The organism is Falsihalocynthiibacter sp. SS001, from assembly GCF_042445055.1.
Lineage (GTDB): Bacteria > Pseudomonadota > Alphaproteobacteria > Rhodobacterales > Rhodobacteraceae > Falsihalocynthiibacter.
Genome location: NZ_CP170339.1, coordinates 671412 through 688543, shown reverse-complemented (window position 1 = coordinate 688543; position 17132 = coordinate 671412). Strand labels below are relative to the sequence as shown.

The 17132-nt window shown below is 53.7% G+C and carries 19 protein-coding genes; 9 read left to right on the top strand and 10 right to left on the bottom strand.

Annotated features, from left to right (window positions below; all coding sequences use genetic code 11):
• Positions 1-162 precede the first annotated feature (162 nt).
• A complete protein-coding gene (miaB, locus tag ACFE33_RS03435) occupies positions 163-1485 on the bottom strand; it encodes a tRNA (N6-isopentenyl adenosine(37)-C2)-methylthiotransferase MiaB (protein WP_380056927.1) in 1323 nt (440 codons plus the stop codon).
• A 120-nt stretch (positions 1486-1605) separates the two neighbouring features.
• Between miaB and ACFE33_RS03430 the strand changes: the two genes are divergently transcribed.
• Positions 1606-2475: a hypothetical protein gene (locus ACFE33_RS03430; RefSeq protein ID WP_380056924.1), complete on the top strand. Its 870-nt coding sequence runs from the start codon at positions 1606-1608 to the stop codon at positions 2473-2475.
• Positions 2476-2481: 6 nt separating this feature from the next.
• Here ACFE33_RS03430 and irrA read toward each other — a convergent pair whose 3' ends face one another.
• Positions 2482-2925, bottom strand: coding sequence for an iron response transcriptional regulator IrrA (irrA, locus tag ACFE33_RS03425; RefSeq protein ID WP_380056922.1), 444 nt, complete (start codon positions 2923-2925; stop codon positions 2482-2484).
• Positions 2926-3108: 183 nt separating this feature from the next.
• On the opposite strand from irrA, the gene fabA reads away from it, so the two are divergent.
• From fabA to ACFE33_RS03410, 3 genes are read left to right on the top strand one after another with little or no spacing between them, the layout of a single operon-like run.
• On the top strand, positions 3109-3621 hold the full coding sequence (fabA, locus tag ACFE33_RS03420; RefSeq protein ID WP_380056919.1) for a bifunctional 3-hydroxydecanoyl-ACP dehydratase/trans-2-decenoyl-ACP isomerase: 513 nt from the start codon (positions 3109-3111) through the stop codon (positions 3619-3621).
• A gap of 33 nt (positions 3622-3654) precedes the next feature.
• Positions 3655-4881, top strand: a complete 1227-nt coding sequence (gene fabB / locus ACFE33_RS03415; RefSeq protein ID WP_380056917.1) for a beta-ketoacyl-ACP synthase I — start codon at positions 3655-3657, stop codon at positions 4879-4881.
• Between the two features lie 9 nt (positions 4882-4890).
• Positions 4891-5679 carry an enoyl-ACP reductase gene (locus ACFE33_RS03410; RefSeq protein ID WP_380056915.1) on the top strand — a complete coding sequence of 263 codons (789 nt, stop codon included), beginning with the start codon at positions 4891-4893 and terminating at the stop codon, positions 5677-5679.
• Between the two features lie 56 nt (positions 5680-5735).
• On the opposite strand, the gene ACFE33_RS03405 is transcribed toward ACFE33_RS03410, so the two are convergent.
• The gene (locus tag ACFE33_RS03405) at positions 5736-6164 is read right to left on the bottom strand and encodes a peptidylprolyl isomerase (protein WP_380056912.1); all 429 of its coding nucleotides are present in this window, start codon (positions 6162-6164) and stop codon (positions 5736-5738) included.
• Positions 6165-6325: 161 nt separating this feature from the next.
• Between ACFE33_RS03405 and ACFE33_RS03400 the strand changes: the two genes are divergently transcribed.
• The 3 genes from ACFE33_RS03400 to ACFE33_RS03390 are packed head-to-tail and all read left to right on the top strand — an operon-like array spanning position 6326 to position 8646.
• On the top strand, positions 6326-7012 hold the full coding sequence (locus ACFE33_RS03400; protein ID WP_380056909.1) for a haloacid dehalogenase type II: 687 nt from the start codon (positions 6326-6328) through the stop codon (positions 7010-7012).
• The gene (locus ACFE33_RS03395) at positions 7009-7833 is read left to right on the top strand and encodes an alpha/beta fold hydrolase (protein ID WP_380056906.1); all 825 of its coding nucleotides are present in this window, start codon (positions 7009-7011) and stop codon (positions 7831-7833) included. The genes ACFE33_RS03400 and ACFE33_RS03395 overlap by 4 nt, the downstream gene beginning before the upstream one ends.
• Positions 7834-7836: 3 nt before the next feature.
• On the top strand, positions 7837-8646 hold the full coding sequence (locus tag ACFE33_RS03390) for an alpha/beta fold hydrolase (protein WP_380056903.1): 810 nt from the start codon (positions 7837-7839) through the stop codon (positions 8644-8646).
• 1 nt (position 8647) lies between these two features.
• On the opposite strand, the gene ACFE33_RS03385 is transcribed toward ACFE33_RS03390, so the two are convergent.
• The 4 genes from ACFE33_RS03385 to ACFE33_RS03370 are packed head-to-tail and all read right to left on the bottom strand — an operon-like array spanning position 8648 to position 12576.
• The gene (locus ACFE33_RS03385; RefSeq protein WP_380056901.1) at positions 8648-9496 is read right to left on the bottom strand and encodes an ABC transporter permease; all 849 of its coding nucleotides are present in this window, start codon (positions 9494-9496) and stop codon (positions 8648-8650) included.
• A 3-nt stretch (positions 9497-9499) separates the two neighbouring features.
• Positions 9500-10357 (bottom strand): ABC transporter permease, encoded by an 858-nt coding sequence (locus ACFE33_RS03380; protein ID WP_380056898.1) that lies wholly within the window; start codon positions 10355-10357, stop codon positions 9500-9502.
• The gene (locus ACFE33_RS03375) at positions 10357-11451 is read right to left on the bottom strand and encodes an ABC transporter ATP-binding protein (RefSeq protein ID WP_380056895.1); all 1095 of its coding nucleotides are present in this window, start codon (positions 11449-11451) and stop codon (positions 10357-10359) included. Before ACFE33_RS03375 ends, ACFE33_RS03380 begins: the two co-directional genes overlap by 1 nt.
• Positions 11452-11511: 60 nt before the next feature.
• On the bottom strand, positions 11512-12576 hold the full coding sequence (locus tag ACFE33_RS03370) for an extracellular solute-binding protein (RefSeq protein WP_380056892.1): 1065 nt from the start codon (positions 12574-12576) through the stop codon (positions 11512-11514).
• A 248-nt stretch (positions 12577-12824) separates the two neighbouring features.
• Between ACFE33_RS03370 and ACFE33_RS03365 the strand changes: the two genes are divergently transcribed.
• Positions 12825-13514: a phosphatase PAP2 family protein gene (locus tag ACFE33_RS03365; RefSeq protein WP_380056889.1), complete on the top strand. Its 690-nt coding sequence runs from the start codon at positions 12825-12827 to the stop codon at positions 13512-13514.
• Here the strand turns inward: ACFE33_RS03365 and ACFE33_RS03360 are convergent.
• Positions 13498-13932, bottom strand: a complete 435-nt coding sequence (locus tag ACFE33_RS03360; RefSeq protein WP_380056887.1) for an RbsD/FucU family protein — start codon at positions 13930-13932, stop codon at positions 13498-13500. The genes ACFE33_RS03365 and ACFE33_RS03360 overlap by 17 nt on opposite strands.
• Before the next feature lie 73 nt (positions 13933-14005).
• Positions 14006-14170, bottom strand: a complete 165-nt coding sequence (gene hemP / locus ACFE33_RS03355) for a hemin uptake protein HemP (RefSeq protein WP_380058645.1) — start codon at positions 14168-14170, stop codon at positions 14006-14008.
• 235 nt (positions 14171-14405) lie between these two features.
• On the opposite strand from hemP, the gene ACFE33_RS03350 reads away from it, so the two are divergent.
• Entirely contained in the window at positions 14406-16202 is a 1797-nt protein-coding gene (locus ACFE33_RS03350) for an IlvD/Edd family dehydratase (protein WP_380056884.1), read from the top strand.
• Between the two features lie 41 nt (positions 16203-16243).
• Here ACFE33_RS03350 and ACFE33_RS03345 read toward each other — a convergent pair whose 3' ends face one another.
• Positions 16244-17080, bottom strand: coding sequence for a fumarylacetoacetate hydrolase family protein (locus ACFE33_RS03345; RefSeq protein ID WP_380056881.1), 837 nt, complete (start codon positions 17078-17080; stop codon positions 16244-16246).
• Positions 17081-17132 lie beyond the last annotated feature (52 nt).

The following is a 17132-nucleotide window of genomic DNA, read 5'->3' as shown; positions in this document are numbered from 1 at the left end:
CGGTGCGCATCTCACAATTCGACGCGCAACTAACTACATTTTTTATTATAAACCCTAAATTACCTAAGAAAGTGATAATTTCTCTAGTTGAGTCTGATTCAGTAACAATCGCGTCATAAACACCGAATTAATAGGCAGCGACGAAACGATCGTCTGCGGTACTTAAGTAAGTAGCGTACCGCCCAGAGAGTTCCTTTCTGTATTTGTAATTTTCACGCGTGCAATGTCACCGCGTTTCGCGTTTGGCGCAGTGACATGCACCGCATGAAGATACTCGGATTTTCCGACCATCTGTCCTTCAAGCCGACCTTCGCGCTCAAATAGAACGCTGACTTCTTTACCAACCATCTCGTCTTGGATTTCGTACTGCTGCGAGCTTAACAAGCCTTGAAGACGCTGCAAGCGATCATCTGCTTCTGCTTGATCCACAAGGGGGCGCTCGGCCGCCGGCGTTCCGGGGCGCGAAGAGTACTTGAAGGAATATGCTTGGCCATACCGAACCTGACGCACAAGCTCCATCGTTGCTTCGAAATCCGCTTCTGTCTCTTCGGGGAAGCCCACAATGAAGTCGCCCGACAGCAAAATGTCAGGGCGTGCAGCTCGGATGCGCTCGATCACTTTCAAGTAGCTTTCAGCGGTGTGGTTGCGGTTCATCCGTTTCAGGATTTTGTCGCTACCACTTTGGACCGGCAGGTGAAGATATGGCATGAGCTTTTCGCATTCACCATGCGCCGCAATAAGCGCGTCGGTCATATCGTTCGGGTGGCTCGTGGTGAAACGAATACGCTCTAGGCCATCAACATCGTTTAGCGCCCAAATAAGCTGATCAAGCGTCATATCGCCGTTCGGCCCCTGCCCGTGGTACGCGTTCACGTTCTGCCCGAGCAGCGTAATTTCACGTACACCACGCTCAACCAGATCACGCGCCTCTGTGAGAATACGATCAACAGGGCGACTCACCTCGGCGCCGCGTGTGTAGGGCACCACGCAGAACGCACAAAACTTATCGCAGCCTTCCTGAACCGTTAGAAACGCTGTCGGCCCGCGCGCGGCCTTGGGGCGCTTTGGCATATGCTCGAACTTATCTTCCTCTGGGAAATCCGTATCCAAAGCACGCTTACCCTCACGGATTTTCTCTTCCATTTCTGGCAAGCGATGATAGCTCTGCGGCCCAACAACAAGGTCCACGGCAGGCTGGCGGCGCACAATTTCTTCGCCTTCGGCCTGCGCAACACAGCCTGCAACCGCGATTTTCAGGTTAGGATTGGCGTCCTTGTGAACCTTCAGGCGGCCAAGCTCTGAATAGATCTTCTCGGCGGCTTTCTCACGAATATGGCAAGTGTTCAGTAGGATCATGTCCGCCGAGGCCGCATCCTCGGTCGTATCGTAGCCAGAACCGCCGAGTGTCTCGGCCATGCGCTCACTATCATAGACGTTCATCTGGCAACCGTAGGTTTTGATAAACAGCTTTTTACGATCAGACATCTCGGCCTCGTGGGTTCATAAGGATTAGAGCGTGTCCCTACACAATCTCGCGGCGGCCTGCAACGCTTGCAATGAAAGGCGAATTGGCGGAAATTGGGGTAAAACAAGTCGGGCGGGACAATGCGTTATTCTAACCTACAGGATTTTCTACAGAATGGCGCCGCTATTTTGGCCTCTGACCCGATTGCGATACTGCTAATCGAGGATGACGTAGAGGTCGATTCAACCATCCGACATCACTTTGGGCTCGGGTTCAAAACGATACTGGTGTTTGGTGCGGAGGGGCTATCAGTTCCGCATGACCTTGAAGCACAAGTCCACACAATTGCGGCGAACTTGTTTGAGGATAACGCCACGCAAACAATTGTAAACGCGATCAATGATCGGGCGATTGGGCAGTGGATTTACTATTGCTACAACGCCGAGTACCTGTTCTTTCCATTTTGCGAGAGCCGCACAGTCGGCGAAATGCTGACGTTCCACATGGAGGAACGCAGGGGCGCGGTGCTATCCTATGTCGTGGACCTCTATGCTAGCGATCTAGCACGTTTTCCAAATGCCGTTTCGGTGGAGGAAGCACATTTTGACAAAACGGGTTACTACGCCCTCGCCCGCACCGATCCGATAAACAAGGACCATATCAAAGACCGCCAGAATGATTTTTTCGGGGGGCTGCGCTGGCGTTTCGAAGAACACATCCCACTTGAGCGACGCAAAATCGACCGAATCTCTATTTTTCGAGCCAAGGCGGGGCTGCGGCTCTTGGATAAGAGCACTTTTTCGGACGAAGAATACAACACCTATTCCTGCCCTTGGCACCACAACATCACCGCAGCGATATGCAGCTTCCGAACAGCTAAGGCGCTCAAACTCAACCCCGGTTCAACCTTTGCGATTGAGACGTTTAGATGGCACAACACCACGCCCTTCGAATGGAATAGCCAACAACTCTTGGATTTGGGCCTAATCGAACCGGGTCAGTGGTTCTAGGACGAACTAGCGCGCGGTTTTGCGAAGCCGGATAACAACATCGACCTTGGCGATCTCGGCTCCATCTGGCGCATCCGGTATCTGCGCCAGTACAAGCTGCTCCTTGGGTGCATCCGTCAGGCGGGCATCGTCTTCCCAGAAGAAATGCGGGTGGTCGCTCATGTTGGTGTCGAAATAGCTCTTGGAACCATCCACAATGATCTCACGAAGCAGCCCAGCCTCACAAAACGCCTTGAGTGTATTGTAAACCGTTGCGAGCGAAACCTTCTCTCCGCTGGCGCGGGCCGATTCAAACAGGCTCTCGGCCGTTACGTGACGGTCCTGACCATCCCCAACCAGCAACTCTGCCAACGACAATCGCTGTCGCGTCGGACGCATTCCTGCGCACGCCAACCAGTCTGCGCTGATCTGCTGAGGTGTCTGTGTTAACTTGGGTGCCGAATTGTTCATGGTGCCTTCGCCTTATATCTCGGGCCAGTATAGGGTTAATCCCTGCGCATATTCAAACATCTTTTTGAATGCGACTGGCTCGCAACTAAGGTGATGAAAAGGCTCCTGCCCTTGCCAGCATAACTGACAGAGTGATAAAGGAGGTCAACGCGAGAGCACTCACAATTTAGGGAGCAGAGCCGAATGGCCAATTTTCCGAGCAGTTTTGACAAAGAAGACCTCATCAAATGCGCACAAGGGGAGCTATTTGGCCCCGGCAACGCCCAACTTCCTATGCCGCCGATGCTCATGATGGACCGCATTACCGAAATTAGCGCCGATGGTGGCGAGCATGGCAAAGGCCACGTTGTCGCAGAATTCGACATCACGCCGGACCTTTGGTTCTTTGAATGCCACTTCCCTGGCAACCCGATTATGCCAGGATGTCTCGGACTTGATGGCCTGTGGCAGCTTACCGGCTTTAACCTCGGATGGCGCGGCATGACGGGTCAAGGCATGGCCTTGGGTGTTGGCGATGTGAAGTTGACTGGCAAAGTCACCCCAACGCGCAAAATGCTCACTTACAAAGTTGATTTTACCAAAGTCATTGATCGCGCCAAAATCAAAGTTGGTATGGCCGACGGCATTTTGCTGGCCGACGGCGAAGAAGTTTACTCAGTTAAGAACATGAAGGTTGGTTTGGCTCCGGCCGAATAAGCTTGAAAACCGAACCTTACGAAAGGACACGCCATGCGTAGAGTCGTTGTCACAGGGATGGGGATTATCTCGCCCATCGGGAATACAATCGATGAAGTGGAGGCCTCGCTTCGAGCGGGCAAATCCGGCATCATCCGCGAAGAAACATACGCCGAGAACGGCTTTCGCAGTCAGGTTGCGGGCATTCCGCAAATCGACCTGACCGCCGAAATCGACAAGCGCCAGCTACGGTTCATGGGGCCGGGTGCTGCGTATAACTATCTCGCGATGGAGCAAGCGATTGCCGACTCTGGCCTTGAGCCCGATGAGGTGTCAAACGTGCGTACTGGTCTCGTTATGGGCTCTGGTGGGCCTTCGACATCCAACTTCTTCTCGGCGTTCACAACCGTTAAGGAAAAAGGCGCGCCCAAGCGTATGGGACCATTCATGGTGACGCGCTGCATGAGCTCTACGAACTCTGCGTGCCTTGCGACACCATTTAAAATCAAGGGCGTGAACTATTCGATTACTTCTGCTTGCTCTACCTCTGCGCATTGTATCGGCAATGGCGTTGAGCAAATCCAGATGGGCAAACAGGACGTTGTCTTTGCAGGCGGCGGTGAAGAAGTTGATTGGACGCTAAGCTGTCTCTTTGACGCCATGGGCGCGATGTCGAGCAAATACAACGACACGCCAACAACTGCGAGCCGCCCGTTCGACGCAACGCGCGACGGTTTCGTCATCGGCGGCGGCGGCGGCGTTCTGGTTCTCGAAGAGCTTGAGCATGCCAAAGCACGTGGCGCGAAAATCTACGCCGAAGTCACTGGTTATGGTGCCACTTCAGATGGTCACGACATGGTGGCACCCTCTGGCGAAGGTGGCGAGCGCTCTATGCGTTTGGCGCTGAGCACAATTGGCGACCGCAAAATTGATTACATCAATGCGCACGGCACATCGACACCTGCGGGCGACGTAACCGAAGTCGAAGCAGTGCGCCGCGTCTTTGGCGAAGGATCAACACCGCCGATCGCATCGACCAAGTCACTCACTGGTCACTCTTTGGGTGCGACGGGCGTGCACGAGGCAATCTACTCGCTCATTATGATGAACAACAACTTCATCGCAGCTTCCGCAAACATTACCGAGCTTGACCCCGCAATCAACGAGGGCGAGATCGTCACCGAGTTGCGCGAAAACGTCGAGCTGGACAGTGTTCTTTCAAATAGCTTTGGCTTTGGAGGCACAAACGCCACCCTAGTCATGAGCAAATATCACGAGTGAGTACGCTAAATGGCTAATTTGATGACAGGGAAACGCGGGCTCATTATGGGTGTCGCGAACGAACGTTCTATCGCTTGGGGAATTGCCAAGGCGCTCGCCGAAGAAGGCGCAGAGCTTGCTTTTACTTATCAGGGTGAAGCATTCGGCAAGCGGGTCGAGCCCTTGGCACAAAGTCTCGGAAGCGACTTCATGGTGGACGTTGATGTCACCGATGACGCCTCGCTTGACCGTGCATTTGGCGAACTGGAAGAGAAATGGGGCAAGATCGATTTTATCGTTCATGCCATCGCCTTTTCCGACAAGAACGAGCTCGCAGGGCGTTTCGTGAACACCAGCAGGGACAACTTCAAGCGTTCGCTGGACATCAGTTGCTATTCTCTCATCGAAGTGGCCCGTCGCGCGGCTCCTATGATGACTGACGGCGGAACAATCCTGACGCTTACGTATCAGGGCTCTAACCGTGTGACCCCGTTCTACAACGTTATGGGGGTAGCTAAGGCCGCCCTAGAGGCCGCCGTGCGCTACCTTGCCAACGACCTCGGTCCAGACGGTATCCGCGTGAATGCGATTTCACCCGGCCCGATGAAAACGCTGGCTGGCGCGGCCATTGGCGGCGCGCGCAAAACCTATCGCCAGACCGAAGCGAACGCGCCGATGCGCGCCAACGCGACGCTTGAGGCAATCGGCGCAACTGCGGTATATCTGGCATCTGATGGAGGGGCTTGCACCACAGGCGAGATCATTCGCGTGGATGGCGGTTATCACGTTTTGGGAATGCCCCAGCCAGAAAACCTCTAAGCACTAGAGCATCAAAAAAGGGGCGTCACAGAACATCTGCGGCGCCCCTTTTTCGTTTAGCTGATCGAAACGAGCTCAATCGCGAATGTCAGGTCTTTACCTGCAAGCGGATGGTTCGCATCAAGCACAACAGAGTCTTCGGCAACCTCGGCAATCGTTACCATAACGATCTCACCCTGCGGTGTTTGCATCTGAAGCTGCGTACCGATTTCCATTGGGATATCATCTGGGAATTGGTCGCGTGGCACAGGCTGGCGCGCATTTTCCACGACTGGACCATATGCTTCTTCGGCGATTGCGGTGATTGTCTTTTTGTCACCAACGGCCATTCCAGGCAGACTCTTATCAAGCCCTTTGATGACTTGACCTGACCCGACGGTAAATTCTAGCGGCTCGCGCCCTTCGGAGGAATCGAACACGCTACCGTCGGCCAATGTACCCGTGTAGTGCAGCGCGATTTTGTCTCCGTCTTTTACGACTGTCATAGTTTTGCCTTTCAAATATCAACAAGGGCACCACTCGGGCGCCCTCAAGAAGCCGCGCACCATAGGGATTCTTATAGGGGTGTAAACCCCACCCCAAAATTCGCAGTTTTTGCTTTTCGTCTTTTTGGCTGCGTGCGACACTCCTCCCAAAGGAGTGCCGCATGCCCATTACGACTTGTATCTTCGACGCTTACGGAACACTTTTTGATGTTTCGGCCGCCGCCCGCGAGGCCGCCGCCGAACCCAACCGCGCCAAGTTCGCCGCGGTTTGGCCGAGGGTTGCACAGGATTGGCGGCTTAAACAGCTCCAATATACATGGCTCAGGGCGATCTCCGACGCGCACACCGATTTCTGGGAAGTGACGCAAGATGGACTGGATTGGGCAATGGAGAACAACGACCTCGCCGACGACGAATTGCGCGCACGCCTGCTCCAGCTTTATTGGGAACTCTCAGCCTATCCTGAGGTTCCTACCATGCTTGCAACATTGAAAGAAGCGGGGCTAAGCACCGCGATCCTCTCGAACGGTTCTGCGGATATGTTGGCGGGCGCCGTTGACTCGGCCAAGCTGGGCGACGTTCTGGACGATACGCTATCGGTTGATAGCGTGGGTGTATTCAAGCCCCATAAATCCGTTTACGACCTCGTCGGTAAGCGTTTCGGTTGTGAACCCAAAGAAGTACTCTTTGTATCCTCCAATGGTTGGGATGCCGCTGGCGCGGCTGGTTATGGCTTCCAAACCGTATGGGTGAACCGCGCGAACGAACCGGTTGATCGGCTACCTTGGCGCCCCCACCATATCATGAAAGATTTGAGTGCCATTCCCGATCTGGCGAATAGCTTATGAGCAATTTCTACCAAAGCTCCGATGGGCTATCGCTTCATTATCTCGATGAGGGTGAAGGCATCCCGATTATTTGCCTCGCGGGCCTTACCCGCAGCGCGCGGGATTTTGACTTTGTCGCGCCGCACCTTGGCGATGTTCGGCTTATTCGTCCCGATTATCGTGGGCGCGGGCAATCAGACTGGGCAGATCCGTCGACTTATACTGTCGCGACAGAAGCGGCGGATATTCTGGCACTCATGAACCACCTTTCGACTGAAAAGGCCGCAATCCTCGGCACATCCAGAGGCGGGCTGATTGCAATGGTTATCGCGGCCATGGCCAAGGAACGCCTTCTCGGCGTTTGCCTCAATGATATCGGTCCGGTTATTTCAGCGGAAGGTCTTGAAGTTATTGCGGCATATATCGGCCGCCGCCCCTCGCAAAAAACCTACAACGAAGCCGCCGCAGCGCGCGCATTCATTATGAGCGAGTTCAAAAACGTCCCGGAAAGTCGGTGGCTGGAAGAAGCGCGTGCTTTGTATGTCGAGACTGAAAACGGACTAGAGCTAAGATATGATCCCAAACTCAGGGAAGCAGTTCTCGCCAGCGCAAAGCAACCCACACCAGATTTGTGGCCCTACTTTGATGCCTTAAGCGGCTTGCCCACTGCGCTACTGCGTGGTGAGAATTCGGACCTTCTCTCAAGGGAAACGGCGCAAGAAATGTGCCGACGCAGACCTGATATGCTATTTACAGAAGTGGCTGATCGGGGGCACATACCGTTTCTTGATGAACCAGAAAGCCTGCGCCTCATTCAGGCGTGGATCCAAGAAATGACCTAAGACATGCCCCATCTCTCGACAGCAGGCGCCGACATCCATTGGATTGAATTCGGCAACCCCAACGGCGCGCCAATCATCTTTGCCCATACGATGGCCGCCAACGCAGGAATTTGGCAACCTACCTGCGAAGCGCTAGACGCCGCCCAAGACTGTCGTCTTATCGCTTACGATCTGCGCGGACATGGCAAGAGCGGCCTCCCCTCTGGCCGCACGACAATGGGCGCGATGATACGCGATGCTGAGCAGCTTCTCGAAGCGCTCGAAGTTCGGGACGCTGTATTCGTCGGGCAAGGTATTGGCGGCATGATCGCACAGGGGCTTGCCGTGAAGCGGCTCGATCTTGTGCGCGGATTGGTTCTGGTTAACACCGCCGCAAGGCTATGTACCAAATCGCACTGGGCGAACCAAATCGAGCGACTTCGGAACGGACATTCGGGAACTGTTCTTCAGGAACTCTGGAACGGTTGGTTCAGCCGAGCGCATAGAAATAGTCCCGAAGCGACCGACTGGCAAGAAATGTTGAGAAACGTAAATCTTGACGGCTTATCTGGTGCGATGGACGCAATATCAGGTACGGATTTCTATACTCCGATCTCGGGCCTTCGCCTCCCTACGCTCGGGATTTCAGCTTACAATGACCTTCTGTTCCCGCCTGACCTAATGCGTGAAACGGTCGATGTCATTCCCGGATCAGAGTTCCAATTAATGCCGCGTGTGGGACACATGTCGATGCTTGAAGCCCCAGAAGATTTTGCCATGCGTCTGGACGGATTTCTGACGCGCATTGGCCATCGTATCCGCCCGGACGCTTAGGTTATTTCCGCTGGAAAGCAATCATCGCCAGCGCGAGAACGGATGACCCAAGCATCAGGAGTAGGGACACCGCGTTCAGAACGGGCGTCGATCCTTCCTTAAGGCGATCGAACATCGTGATGGTTAACGGCGCATCGGAACCAACGAGCATGAGCGTCGTGTTGAAGTTCTCAAAACTCATGAGAAACGCCACCAATACCGCGCCAAAAATCGCTGGCTTCAGATAAGGCAGAGTTATCGTCCGTACCGCAGTCATTCGAGTCGCCCCAAGGTTCAGCGCCGCTTCCTCTAGGCTCTGGTCGAACTTTTTGAGCCGCGCAGAAATCACCAGAGTTGCAATTGTCGTAATGAATGAGAATTGCCCGAGGATCACCAGAACAAGACCAGGCCGAAGAGCCTCAATATCCCAGCCAACGCCGTCTTCGATCCCGTTTGCAAGCGTCGATGAGAACACAAGAATCGAAATACCCAGAACGATACCCGGCACGACAAGCGGCAAAAGCATCAGGATATAGAGAGCACTCTTGAAGCGGAATTCGTAGCGGTTGAACAAGAACGCATTGCACGTCCCTACGCCCACCGAGAGCGCCGCGACCGACACCGCAACAAAGGCCGAGGTACCAATTGAACCAAGGATGCCACTCTCGAAGAATACCCCACGTTTTGGCAGCTCGCGGCCAAAGAACCAATCCCACGTGAACCCTTCCCAAGGCAGTGAGGGGAAGAGGCTGTCGTTAAATGCAAACACTGACACGACGACCAGCGGCAATGCCAGATAGATGAAAAAGAGCGTAACATAGGCGCCATATGTAATGGTGAACGCACGCGATTGTTTGATCGTTGGTATCATGCCCTACCCCATTGTCTTTTCTAGTGTTTGGCCAGAAATCTTGAGTGCGGCCCACACGATCAGGGACGAAAGTCCAAGCAACAAGAAGCCAAATGCGGCACCAAGCTCCCAGTTAAACCGAACGATAAACTGATTATAGATCATCTCGGTAAACCAGAGGCTATCCTTGCCGCCCAGCATGATGGGCGTCAGATAATTTCCGAGTGAGAGCATAAACACCACGATCGAGCCTGAAACGATGCCCGGAACGGCGTGCGGAATAATGATCTCGCGAAGGACGGTAAAGCCATTCCCGCCAAGGTCATAGCCGGCCTCGACCATGCTATCATCAAGGCTCTCAAGCGTGGTTACGAGCGGCACTACCATGAACAGCATCGAGGTATACACAAGGCCAACCATCATCGCAGCATCGTTATAAAGCATTTCGACAGGACCATCCGTAAGGCCCGACCACTGAAGAAAATTCGAGAAAACCCCAGTCTCGCGCAGAAGGATCATCCAGCCAAACGTGCGCACCAATTCTGATACCCAGAATGGCACCAAGCACATCAGAAACAGAACCGACTGAAGCTTCCCGCGCGCTATTTTCGCGATGTAGTAAGACACTGGAAACGCAATCAAAAGCGTCAGGACCGTCGCCAATATCGACATCACCGCAGTGCGCAAAAACGTCCGGATGTAGAGTGGTTCAGTGAAGAACGTGAGATAATTCGCAAAGCTGGTTTCGTATTGGCGAATGCCAACCTTTTCGCGCATCGACAGAAAAAACATATCGATGTGCGGAATGATAATCAGCAGCGAAAGCCAGAGCACCAGTGGGCTCGCCAAAAGGATAAACCCAAGTTTCGTGCGCGCGCCCATTATGCGCCACCAAAGCAGAGGGCCTGCGCCACGCCCCAACCGATGTGGAGTGTTTCGCCGCGCTTAAGCCCCGCAAACTCGCCCGACTGTGGAAGGGCTACATCTACCGTCCCGCCATTTGGCACGGCGAGCAAGACGCGGCTATTGGCGCCGTTGAACAAAACGTTCTCGACCGTGCCAATGGCGATATTTTCCTGATCGCGAACCTCTTCGACGGTTCGTGCCACCCGAATGGCTTCTGGACGAAGGAACACCTGTGCCGCTTCTCCGACTGCAAGTGGATCGCGCGACGTTCCGCGCAGGCTCAGTCCGGTTTCGGTACGGACGCTAACGCAGCTTCCCTCTACCTTCTCAACTTGTCCGCTCCAGCGGTTCGAGTCGCCGACGAAGCCCGCAACGAACGGGGTCTTTGGCGCATAATAGAGGTTCGACGCGGTATCGAGCTGTTCAAACCGCCCTGCATTCATCACAGCCACCTGATCGCTCATCACGAGCGCCTCGGACTGATCGTGCGTAATATACACAAACGTTGTATCAAACGCGGCCTGAAGCGCTTTTAGCTCGACCTTCATATGTTCGCGCAGTTTTAGATCAAGCGCACCCAAAGGCTCATCCAGCAGCAATACGTCAGGTTCAAGAACCATACAGCGCGCAATCGCTACCCGTTGTTTCTGGCCGCCTGAAAGCTGTTCAATTTGCCGATTACCAATGCCAGGAAGGCCGATCCGCTCAAGAGCGTCGCCGACCTTCTTATCGATCTCCTGCTTGGAGAACCCGCGGCGGCGCAGGCCATACCCGATATTGTCCGCGATGTTCATCATCGGAAAAAGCGCAAGGTGCTGAAACACCATATTCACAGGGCGCTTATTGGGCGGCGTATCCAGAACCGAACGCCCCTTGATTTGGATGTCGCCAGAAGTCGGGTCAAGAAACCCAGCAATCATCCGCATGATCGTCGTTTTACCACATCCCGAAGGGCCGAGAATCGAGAAGAACGATCCCCTAGGCACAGAAAACGAGACATCATCCACAGCAAGTGTCTCCTCAAAACGCTTGGTGAGGTTGATGCAGTCCAGATCATTCAAAGAAGTCATTACGTTATCCACTAAAAGAACACGGCGCGCGGATAACTAACCGCGCGCCGTAGAATTGTATTACTTCGCAGCTTTGATACGATCGAGGGCCAATCCCTCAATTTCCTCAAGGCCAGCGGGAACTGTTGGGTACCAGTTGATGTTATCAATCGCTTCTGGTGGGAAGGATGCTTGGAAGCGTGCCTTCAACTCTTCGTCTGCAAATCCGTCAGCGCCCAAAGAAGCAGTAAAGTTACCAGCAGATGCCGTAATCATCGCCGCAATCTCTGGCTGCATTACAAAGTTGATCCACTTATATGCGGCGTCTTCTGCTTTGGTTTTACGTGGAAGTGCAAAAGTATCAATCCACCCCAGTGCGCCCGATGTCGGTGCAACGAATGTGATATCAGGGTTTTCAGCGTTCAGCTTCCATCCACCTGTGTCCCAAGCCATCGAAGCTGTCACTTCGCCAGAACGCAGCAGGCCGAGAAGTTCGTCTCCGCCACCCCAATAGGCTTTTACGTTGGCTTTACACTCGGTGAGCTTTTCTTCAACTGCTGAGATGATCTTCTCATATTCAGCCGGATCGGAGTATGCCGCGAACGGGTCCATTCCCATAGCAAAAGCAAATCCGATCAACGTCGGGCGCTTCAAACGATAGGAGACCTTACCCGCAACGCTTTCCTCGCAAAGGTCGGTGTAATCCTGAACATCAGGCGCACCTGCTGTATTCACCACAAGGCCCGATGTGCCCCAGATGTGTGGAACACCATAAACATCTTCGCCAATCGTTGTGTTGCCTTTGGTCGATTCCAGCATCGATGTAATAAAGAGATCGGTGTTGATTTTGGAAAGGTCGATTGGCTTGTAGATTTCGAACTCTGCCTGCGCGCCCGAAATACGGTCCTGAGAAGGCTGCGCAAGGTCAAACCCGCCGCCGCCAGTCGCGCGCAATTTTGCAATCATTTCTTCGTTGTTGGATTTCGTAACTTCTACTTCAATCCCGGTTTCTTCTGTGAATTTCGCAATTACTTCATCTGGCGCATAGCCACCCCAAGTCAACAAACGAAGTGTCTCGGCCGAAGCGCCTGTCGCAGCAAAAGATGCTGCAAGAGTAATCGCTGTAATCCCTGTCTTGAATGTCATGTGTCTCTCCTTGTCGGGGGGTCTTATGGACCCGCTTTGTTGTGTCTGTAACCTAAGTCAATTTTGATCGTTCAGTAAAGAACGGAATCATACAGACGCGCTCGTTCCGAAAATAAGTTTTCAGAATGCGGGATATCTATGTGTATTCCGTAACAAATATATGAACCCGAAGTGCATTAATTCATATGAAAAACTTTGCGGATTTAATCTGGCGTGCTAATGAGCGTGCAAATTCTAAGGATCGTTAAATGCGCCTATATCTTCAATACCTTATCGTCGCACTCCTTGTTGCGTGCATGACATTTGCGACGGTACCTGCACTTGATTTGTGGGTTTCGGAACTGTTCTTCGACCCCGCGCGCGGAGGCTTCTGGCTCGCACAGAACAGCGTCGCATGGACCATCCGGCGGGTCTTGATGAATGCGATGATACTATTCCCGATCGTCGCGCTGGCTTTTCTGCTCCTTAATCTGTGGAAACGGAACCTCGCGGGTGTAACGCCGCGCGTTTGGGGCAGAATAGTGCTGCTCTTCGTGCTTGGACCTGGAATATTGGTGAACGCCATCCTCAAGAACCATTGGGGACGCGCACGTCCAGCATATGTTGAGGAATTCGGGGGAACGTCAACATTTACCCCGCCGTTTCAAATAACAGATCAGTGCCTACGCAATTGCTCGTTCGTATCGGGCGAGGGTGCGGGAGCCGTGGCCGCCGCGATAGGTATCTTTGCGCTGACAGCCACGATGAAGAATCAAGAGCGTGCAAAACGCTGGCGCATATTCGCTGTTTGCTTCGCCATCGTCGGTTCGAGCATGAGAGTGGCGATGGGGCGGCATTTCATATCGGATACGATCTTCTCCGCCCTTTTTATTCTGCTTCTCGCCTACGCGATTGACGCGGTGATGGAGCGCCGCAGTAAATCTACTCTGGTGGTATAACGCCCTTCTTCAGAACGATATTTCCATAGAGACGCAACTCGCCTGTCTGTATCACGGAGTAGGATCCGTTGGCGCGCTCGTAAAAGGCGTGCCGCTCAAGCGTCTGGATTACAGCGGGATTGTCGGCGGTTTGGTTAATGATCTTCTGAAACTCGGCTACAATCGGCGGCACTTCATCCGGCGCACCAACAACCTGCATTGTGATTGCGGGATCGGGAACAAAAGTATCCAGAGGCATAATGCTCAGAACGGCCTCAAGTGTTGCAGTTGCGGAGATTCCATCCAGCCGAATGAGACGCTCGGTGCATGAGTCACCCGGAAAATTTGCATCAGCAATGACGATCTCATCACCATGGCCCATCGATGCAAGCGTATAGAGGATGTCAGGAGAAAGCAGAGGGTTGATTTTGCGAAGCATTGCGGTTCCTTCGTAGGAGTTTTGCCGACACCCTACCAGAATCTGCCCAACGCCAAAATGTAAAAGAACACAATTATTTAGTTAGAATAAGCTTGTTCGCCCGCGTGATACGCAATGAATACACCTGTCCGTCAAGCACGATACGCGCTTGTCCTCCATCCAACGTCAATCGCCGCGCGTCATAGGCGGGGATGTCCTGCTCAACGGCAATGGCAGTCGGAATTTGGTCGGTATCCATAGCAGCGGTCACGGTACTTTCCTCTTGGTTGCTGAATCAGACAATACCCGAGTAAAATACTCATGTAAATATATGTCCGATTTTTTTAGTCAGATATGTACTGACTAGTTCATAATGTGGAACCAGCGAGCCTATAATTCCCTTGCATAACGTGCCTCAAAACGCTTTCCTTTGCCGCAAATTGCGCGCCCAATCGGCGCGGTTTCCCCGAAAATTCCGCTGCAAGGAACACGCAATGACCAAAGGTTCGACAAAACTCCGCTCACAAGAATGGTTCGACAACCCTGACAATCCAGGAATGACAGCCCTCTATATCGAGCGGTATCTGAACTATGGTATCACGCGTGAAGAACTCCAATCGGGCAAGCCGATCATCGGCATCGCACAAACGGGGAGCGATTTGTCCCCCTGCAACCGTCATCACGTTGAACTCGCAAAGCGTACCCGCGATGGGATTATCGCCGCCGGCGGTATCTGCTTTGAGTTCCCTGTTCACCCGATTCAAGAAACTGGCCGCCGCCCCACTGCGGCGCTCGACCGCAATCTTGCCTACCTTGGCCTCGTCGAAGTTTTGCATGGCTATCCACTTGATGGCGTCGTGCTTACAATCGGCTGTGACAAAACCACCCCTGCGCTCCTGATGGCCGCAGCCACGATTGATATTCCGGCAATTGCGCTGTCCGTCGGACCGATGCTCAACGGCTGGCACAAAGGTAAACGCGCAGGTTCAGGCACCGTTATCTGGGATGCGCGCCAAGAGCTCGCCACGGGCGAGATTGACTATGCCGAGTTCATGGACATTGCTTCTGCGTCCGCGCCTTCCGTTGGTTACTGCAACACAATGGGCACGGCCAGCACGATGAATTCCCTTGCCGAAGCGCTGGGTATGCAGCTTCCTGGTGGTGCGGCGATCCCTGCGCCATACCGTGAACGCGGCCAGATCAGCTATGAGACAGGTAAGCGAATCGTCGAAATGGTCGAAGAGGATCTGAAGCCCAGCGACATCATGACTCGCGAGGCCTTTGAAAACGCCATCGTAGTGAATTCCGCAATCGGCGGCAGCACAAACGCTCCGATCCACCTGAACGCTGTCGCTGCGCACCTAGGTATCGAGTTAAAGAATGCCGACTGGCAAAAGCACGGCCACAGCACTCCGCTCCTCTGTAATGTGCAGCCAGCAGGTGAGTACCTCGGAGAGGATTTCCACCGCGCGGGCGGCGTTCCCGGTGTCTTTGCCGAGCTGATCGGCGCTGGCGCCCTTCCTAATCCGAACGCGAAATGCGTAAACGGTCAGACGATGGGCGAGGCCTATGCCGATGCGAGCGTTAGCAATCACGATGTGATTTACCCATACGCCGCGCCACTTAAACCTGCGGCTGGGTTCGTTGAGCTTTCAGGCAATCTGTTTGACAGCGCGATCATGAAGACCAGCGTTATTTCGAAACATTTCCGCGATCGTTACCTCTCAAATCCTGAGGACATGAACGCGTTCGAAGGACGCGCAATCGTGTTTGATGGCCCCGAGGACTATCATGACCGCCTCGACGATCCGTCATTGAATATTGACGATAGCTGTATCCTCGTGATGCGCGGAGCAGGGCCCATCGGCCACCCTGGAGGCGCCGAAGTGGTAAACATGCAGCCTCCGACGGAACTCATCAAACAGGGTATTCATGAGCTGCCGTGTATTGGCGATGGGCGCCAGTCGGGCACGTCCGGTTCGCCGTCTATCCTTAACGCTTCGCCAGAAGCCGCGGCGATGGGGGGATTGGCGCTTGTTCAAACCAACGACATCATCCGTATCGACCTGAACAAAGGCACCGCTGACATCAAGATAAGCGACGAAGATCTGGCCAAGCGCCGCGCGGATCTAGAAGCCAAGGGCGGCTATCCCTTCCCTGCTCACCAGACGCCATGGCAGGAAATCCAGCGCGATATGGTCGATCAATTCGACAAGGGGATGGTCCTGAAACCTGCGGTGAAATACCAGAAAGTCGTCAAGAACCACCGCGTCCCTCGCGACAACCACTAAAGAAAAAACGCCCCGCTGATTTCTCGGCGGGGCGTTTTGAATTAGAGGGTCTCGACGGTCTGTTTTTGCTTGCCGAGCCCTTCGATCCCAAGCTCAACAGTATCGCCGACCTTCAGATACCGTGGCGGCTTCATTCCCATGCCCACGCCCGGCGGTGTGCCAGTACAGATCAAATCGCCCTCCTCCAGCATCATATAGCTGCTCATGTAGGAAACGATTGTTTTGACGTCAAATATCATCTTGGCGGTCGTTCCGGTCTGCATCCGCTCGCCGTTAACATCCAACCACATATCAAGGTTCTGCACGTCCAACTCATCGGGCGTAACAAGCCAAGGCCCCGTCGGACAGAAGTTCGGGAAGCTCTTGCCCTTCATCCACTGACCGCCGCGTTCAATCTGCCACGCACGCTCTGACACATCGTTAACAAGGGTAAATCCGGCAACGTGGTCCAGAGCTTCCTCTGGAGAGACGCCCAGCGCGGTCTTGCCGATGACGATACCCAACTCCACTTCCCAGTCGAGCTTGGTCATATGCGCGGCATAGAGAAGCGGCGCATTTGGACCACAAAAGGTGCTGGCGGATTTATTGAAAAGAATGGGTTCTTCCGGGACTGGCAATCCTGCCTCGGCTGCGTGGTCGGAATAGTTCAGACCGACACAGTAGATATTCTTGGGTTGTGAAATCGGCGTGCCGACGCGCTTGTCGCCTTCATAGATCGGAAGCTCGTCTAGATCGAGCTCACTAAACAACTCTGGAAGATCGGCGAGCGTTTTCGGCCCAAAATCTCGGACAAGGCTGGAAACATCCCGCGCGACACCTTTTGCGTCCAATACACATGGCGTCTCGGCGCCCTCTTTTCCCAAACGGAGATATTTCATAATTCATTCCTTCGCAAATGCGCCAAATACGCAATAATTTGTGACAGCGGGA

What these genes read in the sequence shown, in the direction of transcription:
- miaB (WP_380056927.1), bottom strand. Translation starts at nt 1,485, where the DNA reads ATGTCTGATCGTAAAAAGCTGTTTATCAAAACCTACGGTTGCCAGATG.
- ACFE33_RS03430 (WP_380056924.1), top strand. Translation starts at nt 1,606, where the DNA reads ATGCGTTATTCTAACCTACAGGATTTTCTACAGAATGGCGCCGCTATT.
- irrA (WP_380056922.1), bottom strand. Translation starts at nt 2,925, where the DNA reads ATGAACAATTCGGCACCCAAGTTAACACAGACACCTCAGCAGATCAGC.
- fabA (WP_380056919.1), top strand. Translation starts at nt 3,109, where the DNA reads ATGGCCAATTTTCCGAGCAGTTTTGACAAAGAAGACCTCATCAAATGC.
- fabB (WP_380056917.1), top strand. Translation starts at nt 3,655, where the DNA reads ATGCGTAGAGTCGTTGTCACAGGGATGGGGATTATCTCGCCCATCGGG.
- ACFE33_RS03410 (WP_380056915.1), top strand. Translation starts at nt 4,891, where the DNA reads ATGGCTAATTTGATGACAGGGAAACGCGGGCTCATTATGGGTGTCGCG.
- ACFE33_RS03405 (WP_380056912.1), bottom strand. Translation starts at nt 6,164, where the DNA reads ATGACAGTCGTAAAAGACGGAGACAAAATCGCGCTGCACTACACGGGT.
- ACFE33_RS03400 (WP_380056909.1), top strand. Translation starts at nt 6,326, where the DNA reads ATGCCCATTACGACTTGTATCTTCGACGCTTACGGAACACTTTTTGAT.
- ACFE33_RS03395 (WP_380056906.1), top strand. Translation starts at nt 7,009, where the DNA reads ATGAGCAATTTCTACCAAAGCTCCGATGGGCTATCGCTTCATTATCTC.
- ACFE33_RS03390 (WP_380056903.1), top strand. Translation starts at nt 7,837, where the DNA reads ATGCCCCATCTCTCGACAGCAGGCGCCGACATCCATTGGATTGAATTC.
- ACFE33_RS03385 (WP_380056901.1), bottom strand. Translation starts at nt 9,496, where the DNA reads ATGATACCAACGATCAAACAATCGCGTGCGTTCACCATTACATATGGC.
- ACFE33_RS03380 (WP_380056898.1), bottom strand. Translation starts at nt 10,357, where the DNA reads ATGGGCGCGCGCACGAAACTTGGGTTTATCCTTTTGGCGAGCCCACTG.
- ACFE33_RS03375 (WP_380056895.1), bottom strand. Translation starts at nt 11,451, where the DNA reads ATGACTTCTTTGAATGATCTGGACTGCATCAACCTCACCAAGCGTTTT.
- ACFE33_RS03370 (WP_380056892.1), bottom strand. Translation starts at nt 12,576, where the DNA reads ATGACATTCAAGACAGGGATTACAGCGATTACTCTTGCAGCATCTTTT.
- ACFE33_RS03365 (WP_380056889.1), top strand. Translation starts at nt 12,825, where the DNA reads ATGCGCCTATATCTTCAATACCTTATCGTCGCACTCCTTGTTGCGTGC.
- ACFE33_RS03360 (WP_380056887.1), bottom strand. Translation starts at nt 13,932, where the DNA reads ATGCTTCGCAAAATCAACCCTCTGCTTTCTCCTGACATCCTCTATACG.
- hemP (WP_380058645.1), bottom strand. Translation starts at nt 14,170, where the DNA reads ATGGATACCGACCAAATTCCGACTGCCATTGCCGTTGAGCAGGACATC.
- ACFE33_RS03350 (WP_380056884.1), top strand. Translation starts at nt 14,406, where the DNA reads ATGACCAAAGGTTCGACAAAACTCCGCTCACAAGAATGGTTCGACAAC.
- ACFE33_RS03345 (WP_380056881.1), bottom strand. Translation starts at nt 17,080, where the DNA reads ATGAAATATCTCCGTTTGGGAAAAGAGGGCGCCGAGACGCCATGTGTA.